Genomic DNA, 15,694 nt, shown 5'->3' on the forward strand with positions numbered 1-15,694 from the left:
AAAAGTTTAGATCAGATGGTCCAGCCAGCGCGTATAAGCCTGATCCCACAGTGCCGCTGGCGTTCCCGCTTTACCCAGGCCAAAACCGTGCCCGCCACTGCTCAGCTCGATCAGCTCCACTGGCACGCGCATACGGCGGCAGGTATCACGCATTAATTCGGTGTTATACGGATTAGAGGTGTGGTCATCTTCCGCCTGCGCCAGAAAGGTGGGCGGATAGTTGTGGGTAACAAAGTTCTGTACCGACCAGTTGGCCTCTTCCGCCGGGGTGGCGTTTTTCCCCACCATCATCAAATGGGTGTTGGTGTGCTGATACGGAGCTTCAAGGGTGATCACCGGATAGATCAGGCCGACGCTGTCCACTTTCGGCACCACCTCATCAAGCGGGTCCTGCGCCGGATAGCTGTCGAAATCAGGGCGAGCCGCCGCCATTCCCAGCAGATGACCGCCCGCCGAGAAACCCAGCACATGGACTTTGCGTTCAAAGGAACGGACCAGACGAATCGCGCGCTGCGCATCCTGCAACGGGGCCAGATGGCCCGCCTGCCACTTCTCGCCCGGTAAGCGGTAACTCAGCACATAGGCGGTGTAGCCGTTGGCATTGAGCCAGCGCGCTACGGGCCAGGCCTCGCGCCCCATACCGATCCATTTATAACCGCCACCCGCCGCAATCAGCACCGCTTCGCCATTGGGATTTTCCGGGCGAAAACGCTGGATAGCCGGGGAGACAATGTTGGACCAGGAACCGTTGGCACTGACACGCAGCAAACCCGATGGGCCACCGCCGCCGGGCGGATCTTCCGGCCAGAGAGGGATAATGTCATCACGGGCAAACAGTTTGCCTGTGGTCATCGAAAGTACTGTTGCCCCGGTTGCCAGCAAAAGGCGGCGACGCGTTATCATCATGCTGTGAAGCCACTGTCAGGAAAGGGACAGCCTTGAGGCTGTGTCTCGTTATGGTGATGCAAGTCCAATGCCAAACGCTGGCGATTATGTACGCAATCTGTACAAAAAAGCTATAAAAAACGCGCCAAAAATGGCGCGAATTTTAGGGCTACCCCGGTCGATAAAAAGATTTAATCTTCCTGCTGAAATTGCGTCATCACCGTCTGTTCGCATTGCTGCTGGTTATGACGCAACTGGCTGCGTTCATCCTCGCCCAACTGTAACCAACCGCTGATCACTTCCTGCGCCATCTCTTCATCGAATTCCGACTGGCCGCTGGCGATTTGCGCCTTCATTTTTGTCACATAACTGTCCATCGTTCCGGTGCTTTTTTCGCTGCTTACCAGATGGCACAACTGGCTGGCATAGACGTTTTGTTCCGCGTCTGCGTTGGGATCTTCCGCCAGCGCACTGGTCGACAGTGACAGCCCAATGAGGGCGAGCAACCAAACTTTCATAACAGGCTCCTGTAGTTGCCAGAAATTGCGATGCCCCATGTTGCGCACCTGTTGCCATCCATGCAACTAAATTCATCAGGCAGCCTGACACATCAGTTTTTCAGGTGACGGCTCGCCAGACGAATCATCAGGCTTATCGCCGCCGCCAGGGTCGAGAGCGCTACCACACCGGTCCAGCCCCAGTGCGCCAACGCCAGACTACCCAACGCGGCACCGGTTGCCATACCGATAAACACCACGGTGAACATCAGGGCGTTAAGACGGCTACGCGCTTCCGGTGCGAGGCTGTAGACCAGCGTCTGATGCGCCACCAGCGTCGCCTGTACGCCGAGGTCAAAACCGACGGTACTGATGATGATTAACCCAAGCTGGGCGGATACCGGCAACACCGGCAACAGGAACATCAGCGCAAAGGACACCATGACCAGCGTGGCACCATATTGGGTCACACGGGCCGGACCAATGCGGTCGGCAAAGCTCCCCGCCAGCGGTGCGGCCAGCGCACCGGCGGCACCCGCCAGGCCAAAGGCACCTGCCACTGCGCTATCCAGATGGAAGCGATCGCTCAGCATCAGCGCCAACGTTGACCAGAAGGCGCTAAAACCTACGGACAGCAAGCCTTGCGCCAGTGCGGCACGGCGCAGCGTCTGGTGATGCTGCCACAGATGCGCCAGCGACAGCAGCAGACGCGGATAACTCACCGAGGTGCCCGGTGTAAAGCGTGGCAGCACGCGCCACAGGGCGAGGCTGATCATCAGTACCGCTGCGGCAGCCACCAGGTACATGGTGCGCCAGCCGAAGTACTCCGCCACCACGCCGCTCACCACCCTGGAGAGCAGGATGCCGACCAACAGCCCGGTCATCACCGTACCCACGGTTTTCCCCCGGCTACGTTCCGGGGCCAGCGCTGCCGACGCCGGAACAATATCCTGCGCCACGGTGGCGGTTAAACCAGTAACAAAGCTGGCGATCAGCAACGCGTTCAGGCCACCGGAGAAACCACACAGCAGCAGCGCCGCCATCAGCAGCAAACCTTTTATCAGGATGATGGTACGACGATCGTGGCGATCGCCAAGCGGGGCCAGCAGCAGGATGCCCAGCGCATAGCCTGCCTGCGTCAGCATCGGCACCATGCCGACGCTGCCAATGCTGGCGTTAAATTGTTTGCTGATGATATCCAGCATCGGCTGGCTGTAGTAAATCGATGCGACACTCAGACCGGCACCCGCCGCCAGCGTAAAGACCAGCGGTGTGGGTAGTGACTCAGTGACCTGTTCAGATGATTGCGTCATGGCAGACATAATTCGGTTCCCCCGTGAAAGTGCGTTTATTAAAGCGCGTCACAGCCATACGCGGTAGACTGATGAAAAGCAAAACCGTTATACGTGGTACGTATGAGCAATCTTTCCAGTGTTGATCGCATCGAGCTGATGCAAACCTTTATTCGCATCGTGGAGAGCGGCTCCTTGTCGGCTGCTGCCGCGCAGCTCGGCACCACCCAGCCGACCATCAGCCGCCGTTTGCAGGCGCTGGAGCAGCGGTTGGGGCTGAAGCTGATTCTGCGCACCACCCATGCGCTGAAACTTACCGATGACGGCGAGCGCTGCTATCAACAGGCGCGCCAACTGCTCGCCACCTGGTACGCGCTGGAAGATGAGCTGACCGGTGCCAGCGATGACCCGGTGGGTACGTTGCGGGTGCGGGCGCCACATGCGTTTGGCCAGGATCAGTTGGTCGCCCCGCTGGTGGATTATCTGCAACGCTATCCGCGCCTGAATGTGGAGTGGATGCTGAACGACCGCACGCCCGATTTTGTCGCCGAAAACGTCGACTGTGCCATTCAGGTCGGTGCGCCGACCGACCCTTCAGTGGTGGCCATTCTGCTTGCGGAGGTGCCGCGTTTTGTCGTGGCTGCCCCGTCGTTACTGGCCGCGCATCCGCCGGTGGAAAAGGTTGAACAGTTACCGCATCTGCCGTGGCTGGCGCTCACCAGTTTTTATCACGGCGAGATTGCGCTCCAACGCCTGAGCGACGGACATCCGGTGAATCTGGCGATCAGCCCACGCCTGGCCAGCGACAGCCTGTACGCGGTACGCAAAGCCGCACTGGCGGGCATGGGCGCGGCCGTGGTGTCGTCATGGGTAGTGCAGGAGGATTTGGCGCGCGGCGATTTGATTCAACTGGTGCCAGAGTGGCAGGCACCGCCATTACCGGTATGGCTAACCTATCCGTGGGCCAGTTACTACCCGGCAAGGTTGCAGAAGTTTTTTGCCATGATTCGCGAAGTGATGCCGCAGTTAGCGGGGACACAACCCGCAGGCAGAGTGCCGTCGTAGCGGCGCGATTTATCGCGCGTCTTTTTCCCGCATCGCGCACGAAATTGCGCGATAAATCGCGCCGCTACGGAATTATTTTTTCTCTGCTTTGGACATATTGTCCAGATACCCCATGACAAACGCCGACAGCACAAACGTCAGGTGGATAATCACAAACCACATCAGTTTATCATTGGCGACGTTGCGCGCTTCCATAAACACCCGCAGCAGGTGAATTGAGGAAATCGCCACAATCGACGCCGCCACTTTATTCTTCAGCGAACCGGAATCCATCTTGCCGAGCCAGCTCAGCTTCTCTTTGTGTTCGGCGATATCCAGCTTAGAAACAAAGTTCTCATAACCGGACAGCATCACCATCACCAGCAGGCCACCAACCAGCGTCATATCCACCAGCGACAGCAGCAGCAGAATCAGATCGTTTTCACCGATGCTGAGGATGTCAGGCAACAGGTGAAAAATCTCCTGGAAAAACTTAATCGTTAGCGCCAGCAATCCCAGTGAAAGTCCGATGTAAACCGGTGCCAGCAACCAGCGCGATGCATACATCAGGTTCTCGGTAAAACGTTCCATAATTTCCCATTAATCAACCGACAAGTCGGCGATTATAACCGAACAAATGTGAAGTTATTTCAGCCCGTCTTCAGAAATTTCAGGAGGCGGCGGCAGCGGTAGCGAGAGCCGGAACGAAGCGCCGCCTTCGGGACGGTTCTCCGCCCAGATGCGTCCACCGTGAGATTCGACAATGGTTTTGCAAATCGCCAGTCCGAGACCCACGCCCGGCACGGCCGATTCTTTATCGCCACGGGCAAACTTATCAAAGATGCGTGTCAGGGCATCCGGCGCAATCCCCGGACCGCTATCCCAAATGGCGATTTCCAGCCGGGTATTTTCACGCCAGGCGCGAATGCCATGCTGTGCCGCGTTCCCGGCATATTTCAGGCTATTTTCGATGATATTGGTAAACACCCGCTCCAGCATGCTGCTGTCGCCTTTAATCAACACCAGCTCAGCAGGCAGATCGAGGGTGAAATCATGGCCTTTCAGCGAGGGGCCCATGCTGCTCAGCGCCCCACCGATCACCTCATCCAGCGCCACCCACTCTTCACGCAGATTCAACCCGCCAGACTGGATGCGCGCCATATCCAGCATGTTGCTGACCAGCCGGATGGTACTTAGCGTCTGCTCGCGGATCTGATTTGCCTGTGCGACATATTTCGGCTGTTCGCTGGCAAGGTCGAGCATCAGCATTTCCGCCTGACCGAATAACACCGTCAGCGGCGTGCGCAGGTCATGCGACAGCGCCGACAGCAACGCGTTACGCAGTTGCTCGCGCTCCGCCGCCAGGCGCGAAGCGGCTTCGCTTTGCGACAGCGCCATCCGTTCCAGTGCGTTGGCGATCAATACGGTGAAGGTTTCCACCAGCCGCTGCTGTTCCGGGATCATCAGCTGACGTAAATTCTCTGGCTCCACCACCAGCAAGCCACGGCAGTGGTTGCCGCTTTTCAGCGGCAGAATCTGGTACGGCACCGCCGGTAAGGTATCGGTGCCGGCCCCGGCGGGTTGCCCTTTGCTGTAGCTCCACTTAGCAATGCCCAGGTCCGGTGGCGTGCCCATGCTGCTTTCCCCCACCGCCTGCAACTCGCCCTGCTCATCCGGCAGCAGCAGCAGACTGCGTGCCTGAAGCGTCACCTCAATCACCCGCTGGCTGGTGCTGGCGATATCCTGTGGCGTCAACGCGCTGCCAAGCGACTTCGCCATCTCATACAGATGGCGTGCCCGCTGCTCGCGATAACGCGCCACCCTCGCCTGGTAACGTACACCTGCCGTCAGATTACCGACAATCACCCCCACCGCCAGCATTACCCCGAAAGTCACCAGATATTGCAGATCCGACACCGCCACGGTGCCGGTCGGTGCCACAAAGAACAGGTCAAAGGCGAGGATGTTGATCACCGTGGCGAAGACCGACGGCCAGCGACCAAAGCGCAGCGCGACAATCACCACCGCCAGCAGATAGATCATCACGCCATTGGCCGGGGCAAACTCAACCAGCAACCAGCGACCTGCGGCGGTAACCAGGATGCACAGCACCAGCGCCATCAGGCAGCCGCGTAGCTGCATACGCCATTTTTCCGCGCTGGCGCGCTGACCATTTAGCTGCGAAGGGGCATCGCGTACCGGTTCATCCAGCGCCACCACCAGCAAATCGAGGTCCGGCCCCAGTTCACCGAGCCGCTGGGCAAAACTGTCACGCCGCCAACGCCGCTGTGGCTGGCGGCCGGTGACGATCTTGCCGAGGTTGTGTTCACGGGCGTAGCGCAGTACCGCGCGCGCCTCGTCGGGATCGGACAAAGTGGCGGTTTCCGCCCCCAGCTCCTGCGCCAGTTGCAGCGTGCGCAGAATGGCGCGGCGACGCGCTTCCGGCAGGCGATTCAGGCGTGGCGTTTCCACGTACACTGCGTGCCACTCGCTGCCAAGCCGTGCCGCCAGCCGTGCCGCGGTACGCACCAGCTTTTCACTGCCAGTGTCATCGCCTATGCACAACAGAATGGCATCACGCGTGTGCCACACCTTGTCGCGTCCCTGTTGATCGCGCCAGGCACGCATCTGGTCATCGACCCGGTCGGCGGTACGGCGCAGCGCCAGTTCACGCAGGGCAAACAGATTGCCTTTACGGAAGAAGTTTTCGATAGCACGTTCGGCGCGGTCGCCAACGTAGACTTTGCCCTCCTTCAGCCGCTGACGCAGATCATCGGGAGGCAGATCCACCAGCACCACTTCATCTGCGGCGTCGAAGAAGGGATCGGGCACGGTTTCGCGCACCTGAATACCGGTAACGCCACCGACCACATCGTTCAGGCTTTCCAGATGCTGCACGTTGACGGTGGTGATCACATCGATACCGGCATCGAGCAACTCTTCAATGTCCTGCCAGCGCTTCGGATGGCGTGAACCCTGCACGTTGGTGTGCGCCAGTTCATCCATCAGGATCACCGCTGGATGGCGCGCCAGCGCGGCATCCAGATCGAACTCCGCGTGCCGTGAACGGCCGGTGGCGCGACGTGGCAAAACCGCCAGCCCCTGCAACAGGGCGGCGGTTTCATCACGGCCGTGGGTTTCGACCACACCCGCCAGCACATCCAGTCCCTGGGCACGCAGGCGTTGCGCCTCCTGGAGCATGGCATAGGTTTTCCCCACCCCAGCACAGGCACCAAAGTAGATTTTGAGTTTGCCGCGATGGCTATCGCTGTGGTTCAGCAGCAGCGCATCGGGGTCCGGGCGCGGCAGTTCGTCGTTCATGTTCAGTCCGTTATCTCTCCGATCCGTAGCGGCGCGATTTATCGCGCAGATTTTTCCCACAGCGTGCACAAAATCGCGCCGCTACGGTGTTAGTTATTTAATGCATCCAGTGCCATATTTAACCGCAGCACGTTCACCGTCTCTTCGCCAGTAAACGGCAGCAACGGACGTTCAGTATGGCGTGCAATCAAGGCTTCAACCTCCTGCAACGGCATCTGGCGCGCTGCTGCAATGCGCGGTGCCTGCCACAACGCAGCTTTCGGGGAGATATCCGGGTCGAGGCCGCTGGCCGAAGCGGTCACCAGATCCACCGGCACCGCCGTCGGGGCCTGTGGATTGGCGGCACGCAGCGCCGCGACGCGCTCCGCCACCGCTTTATCCAGCGCCGGGTTGTTGCCTGCCAGATTGCTGCCACTGGAAGCCAGCGGATTATAGCCGCTGTCGCCAGTGGCCGACGGGCGGCCCCAGAAATGACCGGGCTGGCTGAATGCCTGACCAATCATGGCAGAACCTCGCACCTCGCCATTCTGCTCCAGCAGCGAACCATTGGCCTGCGTCGGGAACCACCATTGCGCCAGGCCGGTGGTGAGTAGCGGATATACGCCACCCGTGATGACCGCCAGCAGCACTAACAATACAATAGCAGGACGTAACTGACTCATTTCTCTTCTCCTTACGCCAAGCCCAACAGGGTCAGCAGCACATCAATCGCTTTGATGCCGATAAACGGCACCACCAGCCCACCCACCCCGTAAATCCACAGGTTGCGGCGCAGCAACGCAGCGGCACTCAGCGGGCGGTAGCTCACCCCTTTCAGGGCCAGCGGGATCAGGAACACAATCACCAGCGCGTTAAAAATTACCGCCGACAAAATGGCGGAATTGGGGGAGTGCAGCTGCATCACATTCAGCATGTTGAGCTGCGGATAGGTGGCGGCAAACGCTGCCGGGATGATGGCGAAATATTTCGCCACGTCGTTGGCGATACTGAAGGTGGTCAGTGAACCGCGAGTCATCAGCATCTGTTTCCCGATGTGCACCACCTCCAGCAACTTGGTCGGGTTGGAGTCGAGATCGACCATATTGCCCGCTTCTTTTGCCGCCTGGGTGCCGGAGTTCATCGCCACCGCGACGTCAGCCTGCGCCAGTGCCGGGGCATCGTTGGTGCCATCGCCAGTCATCGCCACCAACCGCCCTTCCGCCTGATACTGGCGAATCAGCGCCAGCTTGGCTTCCGGGGTCGCTTCCGAGAGAAAATCGTCCACGCCCGCTTCAGCCGCAATCGCGGCAGCGGTTAACGGGTTATCACCGGTGATCATCACGGTCTTGATGCCCATTTTGCGCAGTTCGGCAAAACGCTCTTTGATGCCACCTTTTACGATATCTTTCAGCGCCACCACGCCCAGCACCTGAGCGCCTTCCGCCACCACCAGCGGTGTCCCACCGGCACGCGCCACCTCTTCCACCGCGGCATTCACCTCCGCCGGGAAGCGGCCATTGCTGGCTTCGATATGACGGCGCACCGCATCCACCGCCCCTTTACGAATCAGGCGATCCTGCACGTTCACGCCGCTCATACGCGTTTGTGCCGAGAACGGGATAAAGCTGGCCCCCATGCTGCTGAGGTCACGCTCACGCAGGTTAAACTTCTGCTTTGCCAGTACCACAATGCTGCGCCCTTCCGGCGTTTCATCTGCCAGCGAGGCCAGTTGCGCTGCATCGGCCAGTTGCTGTTCGCTGACGCCAGGCGCTGGCAGGAACTGCGTCGCCTGACGGTTGCCGAGGGTGATGGTGCCGGTTTTGTCCAGCATCAACACATCAACGTCACCCGCCGCTTCCACCGCACGGCCACTGGTGGCGATAACATTCGCACCGAGCATACGGCTCATCCCCGCCACGCCGATTGCCGACAATAAGCCACCGATGGTGGTGGGGATCAGGCACACCAGCAACGCGACCAGCACGGTGATGCTGACCGGCGTACCGCCCCAGGCAGAGAATGGCCACAACGTGACGGTCGCCAGCAGGAACACGATGGTGAGCGACACCAGTAGAATGGTCAGCGCAATTTCATTCGGGGTTTTACGGCGTTTGGCACCTTCCACCATAGCAATCATGCGGTCGAGGAAGGTTTCCCCCGGATTAACGCTGCACTGGATCACCAGCCAGTCGGAAAGTATGCGCGTGCCGCCGGTCACCGAGGCAAAATCACCGCCGGATTCACGGATCACCGGGGCCGATTCGCCGGTAATGGCGCTTTCGTCCACCGACGCCCCCCCTTCCAGCACTTCGCCATCGCACGGAATGATGTCACCCGCTTCCACCAGCACCACATCGCCTTTGCGCAGGCTATCCGCCGACGCGGCTTTCCAGGCGGCTCCGTAGTGTGGCTCCGCCAGTTTTTTCGCATCGACGCTTTTTTTCACCCCTTTCAGGCTGTTGGCCTGGGCTTTGCTGCGCCCTTCCGCCAGCGCTTCCGCAAAGTTGGCGAACAGCACGGTAAACCACAGCCAGACCGCCACCCCGGCGGTAAAACCGGCGCTACCGTTTAATTGCCCTGCGGCCATGCCGATCGCCAGTACGCTGGTCAGCACGCTACCGAGCCACACCAGAAACATCACCGGGTTGCGAAACTGCACGCGTGGATCGAGTTTTTTCACCGCATCCAGCATAGCGACGCGCGTCAGTCGCGCATCAAACAGGGCCAGTTGTTGACGACTCATGATTCCGTTATCCCTGAATTAATTGCAGATGTTCCGCCACCGGACCAAGCGCCAGTGCGGGGATGAAAGTCAGAGCACCCACCAGCAGCACGGTGCCAATCAGCAGGGCGACAAACAGCGGGCCGTGCGTCGGCAGTGTCCCGTTACCCACCGGTTGCACTTTTTTCACCGCCAGCGAACCGGCAATCGCCATCACCGGAATGATGATGCCGAAGCGACCAACGAACATGCAGACCGCCAGCAGCAGGTTCCAGAATGGCGTGTTGGCGCTCAAACCGGCAAAGGCGCTGCCGTTGTTGTTGGCAGCCGAAGAGACGGCGTACAGCACCTCGCTGAAACCGTGGGTGCCGGGGTTAGCCATACCGGCCCGTCCCGCTTCGGTCATCATCGCCAGCGCCGTGCCGATCAACACCAGCGTCGGCGTCACCAGAATCGCCAGCGCGGTCATCTTCATCTCCCAGACGTCGATTTTTTTACCGAGGAATTCCGGGGTACGGCCAATCATCAGGCCCGCGATAAACACCGCCAGCAGCACGAACAACAACATGCCGTACAACCCGGCCCCCACGCCGCCGAACACCACTTCCCCCAGTTGAATCAACCACATCGGCACCATGCCGCCCAGCGCGGTGAAGGAGTCGTGCATCGCATTCACCGCACCACAGGAGGCCGCCGTCGTGATCACCGCAAACAGGCTGGAATTGAGGATACCGAAGCGCGTCTCCTTGCCTTCCATGTTGATGGCACTGTCAGCTCCCAGCGTCAGGAAGTGCGGATTACCGCGCAGCTCAGCCCACATCACCGTGACCACCGCCAGCACAAACATCAACGTCATCGCCCACAGCAACATATGCCCCTGACGACGATCGCCCACCTGCTGACCAAACGCGAAGCACAGCGCCGCCGGGATCAGGAAGATACTTAGCATCTGCACGAAGTTGGTTAGCGCATTGGGGTTTTCAAACGGGTGCGCCGAGTTAGCATTGAAGAACCCTCCGCCGTTGGTGCCGAGCATTTTGATCGCTTCCTGCGACGCTACCGGACCGAGCGACAAGGTTTGCTGCGCCCCTTCCAGCGTGGAGATCGCATGATAGGGTTCAAAGGTCTGAATGCTGCCCTGACTGACGAAGAACAGCGCCATCAGCAGGCTGATGGGGAGCAGCACATAAACCGTGATACGGGTCAGATCGCGCCAGGCGTTACCCAGGGTCGCCAGCGAGCGATTGGCAAAACCACGAATCAACGCAAACGCTACGGCGATACCGGTAGCTGCCGACAGGAAGTTTTGCACCGTTAATCCCGCCATCTGGCTGAAGTAGCTCATGGTGCTTTCACCGCTGTAAGCCTGCCAGTTGGTGTTGGTGACAAAGCTGATGGCGGTGTTCAGCGCCAGATCCCAGCTCAGCCCCGGCAAGTGCTGCGGATTGAGCGGCAATGCGCCCTGCATCATCAGCATCACCAGCAACAAGATAAAGCCCAGCGCGTTAAACAGCAGAATCGCCAGCAGATAATGCGGCCAGCGCATCGCCTCGCCGTCAGCACCCGCCAGCCGCCACAGCGCGCGCTCGGTGCGCGGCAGCAGCGGTTTATCGGCAATCATCAGCGCCAGAAAGCGTCCAAGCGGCTGCGCCAGCACCATCAGCACCAGCAGAAACACCGCGATCAGCAGAAATGCATTGGCAGCCATCAGAATGCCTCCGCGTTAAGCAGGGCATAAAACAGATAGCCCAGTAATAAAAACACCAGCACGATGCCGGTTATCACGCCCACACTCACAGCGACCTCCAGAGGATTTGGTTGTGCTGCAAGCATGCGCGCGGCGATATAAAGAAGAGGTAAAAAGGCGATTGGCGGGCGTAAAAAAAGTATAAAAATGGTCGAAAATCAGGCGCTTTCCAGCGCCCAGATACGATTGAGATCGATGTTATGCCACATGCTGCTGTCTTCGGCACCGGTGATGCTGTCGGTACAAAAGCTGTCGCCGAGATCAAGCTCTTCTGGTTTGATTTCCCGCTGCGCATGCAGCGACCAGAAGACATGCACTTTCGGCTTCAACAGCGATTGCTCACCGGCTTGTACCACCAGCGCTACCCGCCCGGAGGCCAGCCGCACCAGCGATCCCACCGGATAGATACCAATGGAACGCACAAAGGTTTGCAGCAATTTGATATCGAAGTGGCCACGCCAGCTCAGCATGTTGTGCATCGCTTCAGCCGGGGTCCAGCCTTTACGGTAGGGGCGATCGGAGGTCACGGCATCGTACACGTCGCACACCGCTGCCATACGTGAAAAAAGGCTGATCTCTTCCCCTTTCAGGCCGTGCGGATAGCCGCTGCCATCCATTTTTTCATGATGATGGAGCGTAATATCCAGTAAATCCTCATCCGCGTCGGCTTCCATCAGCATCTGCGCGCCGACAATCGGATGTTGACGCATGATCGCCATCTCTTCCGGGGTGAGCCTGCCAGGTTTGTTGAGAATCTCCAGCGGCACCGCCGCCTTGCCGACATCATGCAGCAATCCGCCCATGCCTACGCGCCGCTGCTGTTGTTCATCCAGCCCGAGTTTTTTACCGAGCGAAATCATCAAACCACATACCGCCATCGAGTGCAGATAGGTGTAGTCGTCATGGTTTTTCAAGCGCGCCATGCTGAGTAACGCGGTGGGTTCACGCGTCAGCGATCCGGCGATTTCGTCCACCAGGTTCAGGGTATAGTTGAGGTCGAGGCCCTGCCCAAGGCGCGCTTCGTTGAACATTGCCAGCACCTGGGGTTTACCCTGGGTAAAGATCGCCTGCGCCTGGTCAATTTCGTGAAAAAACGGCGTTTGCGGAATTTCTTTTTTCGGTTCAGGTGGCTTCTGTGGTGCCTGCACCGATTTATCAAGATCGATCCAGACTTCAAGGATCCCTTCATTACGGATCCAGGCGATCTGGCGTTTATCAGTGATCAGCATCTGGTTGCGAATGCGTTTGTCTTTGATCCACCACACCTCCAGTTTGTGGACAAACATCCCCGGCCGCAGTTCGTCAACGGTTATCAGCTTTATCACGATATCTCTCCTTAATATCAGTGGATGGTAGAGAGATATCGGCAGCTGAACAAAATATCTTCAGGCGGTTTTGTGCGATCTGCGGAATGGCGCGATAAAGTCAGTGATGCCGGGAGGTTTTGGCACATACCGTAGCGGCACAATTTATTGCGCAAATCCGTGCATGTTGCGCGATAAATCGCGCCGCTACTTCGGTCAAACCACCCTGGTCAGCACTGCTTCGCCTTGTGCAAAGGCCAGCAGGTTTTCAAATACCAAATCTGCCATCGCCGCCATCGTCTCCTCGGTGCTGCTGGCGAGATGCGGGGTGATGACCACATCCTCACGCTGGCGCAGCGCCGCGGGAACGGCGGGTTCCTGTTCAAACACGTCCAGCCCGGCCCCGGCGATTTCACCGGCTTCCAGCGCGGCGATCAGCGCCTGTTCATCCACCACGCTGCCCCGTGCGATGTTGATAAGAAAGCCTTTGGGTCCGAGCGCACGCAGTACCCCGGCATCCACCAGATGATGGGTCGCCGCGCCACCCGGCAGCGTCAGCACCAAAAAGTCGGCGCGCTGTGCCAGCGACAACAACGAATCATGGCGGGTATAAGGGACATCCGGGCGTGAACGTGGGTTGTAGTAATGAATATCCATATCAAAGGCCTGGGCGCGCTTCGCCAGCGCTTTGCCAATGCCCCCCAATCCGACAATGCCGCACACTTTGCCCCCCACTTTGGTGGTGAGCGGATAACGCCCCTGGCTCTGCCATTGTCCTGCGCGCGTGTAACGATCCGCCGCGCTGATGCGGCGTGCCACATCGAGCAGTAGCGCCATGCCGGTGTCGGCGACGCAGGCGTTGAGCACACCGGGGGTATTGGTCACCACAATGCCGCGCGCCTCGGCTGCTGCGATATCGATGGCGTCATAGCCCACACCGTTGCTGCAAATCACTTTCAGGTTGGGCAGTTGGTCCATCAACTCGGCGCTGGCGCCCATCAACGCGTTGCCGCTGGTAACCAGCGCGTCAATTTCCGCGCCGTGCTGTGCCAACCAGGCGGCCTGATCATCCTGCTGCCACAGGCGGTAAGTGGTAAACTGCGCATCCAGGTTGTCCTGCAAGCGTACCGGCAGTAACGGACCTTTCATCAATACCTTAAACTGCGTTGATGCCATCTTCTTTCCCCTGTTTTTCATACGATGTAACGCCAGATTCCTGCTCCTCGCCGACACGTTCGATCGGTCCCATCACCAGCCAGAACAGCAAGGCAGCGACCACGCAATGCGCGCCGACAAACACCAGGCCGATGCTGTAGCTACCGGTCACGCCAACGATGATGCCGAACAGCAGCGGCGTGAGAAAACCCGCGATATTGCCGATGCCATTGAAGATCGAACCGGCCAGGCCCACCGCTTCTTTCGGTGCGGTATCGCTGACTATCGTCCAGGTACCCGCCCCGGCGGCGACCCCTTTGCCAAAGAAGGCGAAGGACATGATGGCGATGATGCCGACGTTGCTCGGGATCACCGCCGCGAGAATCAGCGTCGCCGCCATCAGCATGCCGACGATATAGGGCGTTTTACGCGCCCAGGAGATGCTCCAGCCACGCGCCAGCAGCTTATCCGAGATGAAGCCCCCGCTGATACCACCGGCAAAACCAAACAACGCCGGAGCAATGGTGGCAAACCCGGCATCAAGAATGTTCATGCCGCGCGCCTGCACCAGGTAGATCGGGAACCAGGTGATAAAAAAGTAACTCAGCGCGATGATGCAGTACTGACCGATGTAGGCGCACCACAGCATCCGGTTGCTGAGCAGTTTTTTGAACATCGCTTTGCTCAGTGCCGGGCGGGCTTTGAGCGTTTGCGCCGCATCGATATCTACCAGCGCGCCACCGTCCACGATATGGCGCAGTTCGTTTTCTGACACCTGCGGGTGCTGTTTCGGGCTGCGCATATACGCCGCCCAGACAAACACCGCCAGCACGCCGATGCCGCCCAGCACAAAGAACGGCCACTCCCAGCCATAGCGCGAAACCAGCCAGCCGGAGAGCGGTGAGAAGATCGCCACGGCAAAATATTGCGCCGAGCTGAAGAGCGACGAGGCGCGCCCACGTTCCGCGCTGGGGAACCACATGATCACCACGCGAGCGTTGGCCGGAAAGCTGGGTGCCTCGATCAGACCGAGGACAAAGCGCAACGCAAACATCAGCGCCAGCGCCGCCGTCATGCCGCTGGAAAACTCACCAACAAAACCCATCGCAATGGTGGCAAGCGACCAGAGCGCCAGCGTCACGCCATAAACCTTTTTGGTGCCGAAGCGATCGAGGAACAATCCTCCGGGAATCTGGCCGATCACGTAGGCCCAGCTAAAGGCGGAGAGGATCAGCCCCAGTTGGATCGCCGATAGCCCAAACTCCTCTTTGATCGCTGAACCAGAGATCGACAGGATCGAGCGGTCGGCGTAGGCCACGACGGAAAGAAACAGGATCAACATCAGGACCCAGATACGGACATGGCTGGTACGGCCAGCGTTTTTTTGTTGTGACATGGGGTGAATTCCTTAATCAGGGGGAGCCTCCTGCCCCGGATGATGTGTTCAGGAATACCGCTTAAATTTCCCTGTTGAGAAAATATAGAGAGCCGGACATGGCGCGGTCATTGTGCGGATGGGGGAATTGCACGGGGAATTTCGCACGCGTTTTGGCGGATGCCACAAAGGAGGGTGCGGTGCTGCACAGAACCCTAAATCTTCCGGCAGCAAAAGCCGGGAGTGTGCGCCAGGTCGAAGAAAATCATTCGTGATGCAACTATGAGCAGGCTAACACATTACGTAGCGGCGCAATTTCGTGCGCGCTGTGGGGAAAATCCGCGCGATAAATCGCGCCGCTACGGATCGGTGT

Annotated in this window: 13 protein-coding genes; 1 reads left to right on the top strand and 12 read right to left on the bottom strand. The window is 59.0% G+C overall.

Going from position 1 to position 15,694, the window contains the following annotated elements:
• Positions 1-6 precede the first annotated feature (6 nt).
• From AC6I8R_RS19460 to AC6I8R_RS19470, 3 genes are all read right to left on the bottom strand, one after another.
• Entirely contained in the window at positions 7-903 is an 897-nt protein-coding gene (locus tag AC6I8R_RS19460; protein ID WP_497832777.1) for an alpha/beta hydrolase, read from the bottom strand.
• Between the two features lie 173 nt (positions 904-1,076).
• Positions 1,077-1,403 (bottom strand): hypothetical protein, encoded by a 327-nt coding sequence (locus AC6I8R_RS19465; protein WP_021184926.1) that lies wholly within the window; start codon positions 1,401-1,403, stop codon positions 1,077-1,079.
• Between the two features lie 92 nt (positions 1,404-1,495).
• Entirely contained in the window at positions 1,496-2,704 is a 1,209-nt protein-coding gene (locus tag AC6I8R_RS19470; protein WP_021184927.1) for an MFS transporter, read from the bottom strand.
• A gap of 93 nt (positions 2,705-2,797) precedes the next feature.
• Here AC6I8R_RS19470 and AC6I8R_RS19475 point away from each other — a divergent pair, with 93 nt between their 5' ends.
• A complete protein-coding gene (locus tag AC6I8R_RS19475) occupies positions 2,798-3,739 on the top strand; it encodes a LysR family transcriptional regulator (RefSeq protein WP_021184928.1) in 942 nt (313 codons plus the stop codon).
• 72 nt (positions 3,740-3,811) lie between these two features.
• On the opposite strand, the gene AC6I8R_RS19480 is transcribed toward AC6I8R_RS19475, so the two are convergent.
• The 9 genes from AC6I8R_RS19480 to AC6I8R_RS19520 all read right to left on the bottom strand — a co-directional run bounded on the left by AC6I8R_RS19480 (position 3,812) and on the right by AC6I8R_RS19520 (position 15,342).
• On the bottom strand, positions 3,812-4,309 hold the full coding sequence (locus AC6I8R_RS19480; RefSeq protein ID WP_013510903.1) for a TIGR00645 family protein: 498 nt from the start codon (positions 4,307-4,309) through the stop codon (positions 3,812-3,814).
• 54 nt (positions 4,310-4,363) lie between these two features.
• The gene (gene kdpD / locus AC6I8R_RS19485) at positions 4,364-7,039 is read right to left on the bottom strand and encodes a two-component system sensor histidine kinase KdpD (RefSeq protein ID WP_021184929.1); all 2,676 of its coding nucleotides are present in this window, start codon (positions 7,037-7,039) and stop codon (positions 4,364-4,366) included.
• A gap of 89 nt (positions 7,040-7,128) precedes the next feature.
• Positions 7,129-7,701, bottom strand: a complete 573-nt coding sequence (kdpC, locus tag AC6I8R_RS19490) for a potassium-transporting ATPase subunit KdpC (RefSeq protein ID WP_497832706.1) — start codon at positions 7,699-7,701, stop codon at positions 7,129-7,131.
• An 11-nt stretch (positions 7,702-7,712) separates the two neighbouring features.
• Positions 7,713-9,761, bottom strand: coding sequence for a potassium-transporting ATPase subunit KdpB (gene kdpB, locus AC6I8R_RS19495; protein WP_021184931.1), 2,049 nt, complete (start codon positions 9,759-9,761; stop codon positions 7,713-7,715).
• Between the two features lie 7 nt (positions 9,762-9,768).
• Positions 9,769-11,448, bottom strand: coding sequence for a potassium-transporting ATPase subunit KdpA (kdpA, locus tag AC6I8R_RS19500; RefSeq protein WP_497832707.1), 1,680 nt, complete (start codon positions 11,446-11,448; stop codon positions 9,769-9,771).
• Positions 11,448-11,537 carry a K(+)-transporting ATPase subunit F gene (gene kdpF / locus AC6I8R_RS19505; RefSeq protein ID WP_071783594.1) on the bottom strand — a complete coding sequence of 30 codons (90 nt, stop codon included), beginning with the start codon at positions 11,535-11,537 and terminating at the stop codon, positions 11,448-11,450. Before kdpF ends, kdpA begins: the two co-directional genes overlap by 1 nt.
• A 108-nt stretch (positions 11,538-11,645) precedes the next feature.
• Positions 11,646-12,812: an HD-GYP domain-containing protein gene (locus AC6I8R_RS19510; protein ID WP_497829706.1), complete on the bottom strand. Its 1,167-nt coding sequence runs from the start codon at positions 12,810-12,812 to the stop codon at positions 11,646-11,648.
• 195 nt (positions 12,813-13,007) lie between these two features.
• Positions 13,008-13,967: a 2-hydroxyacid dehydrogenase gene (locus AC6I8R_RS19515; RefSeq protein ID WP_497832708.1), complete on the bottom strand. Its 960-nt coding sequence runs from the start codon at positions 13,965-13,967 to the stop codon at positions 13,008-13,010.
• The gene (locus tag AC6I8R_RS19520; protein ID WP_415173624.1) at positions 13,948-15,342 is read right to left on the bottom strand and encodes an MFS transporter; all 1,395 of its coding nucleotides are present in this window, start codon (positions 15,340-15,342) and stop codon (positions 13,948-13,950) included. Before AC6I8R_RS19520 ends, AC6I8R_RS19515 begins: the two co-directional genes overlap by 20 nt.
• Between the last annotated feature and the right edge of the window lie 352 nt (positions 15,343-15,694).

Source organism: Pantoea sp. X-Soil-OKNW-713, assembly GCF_059730685.1.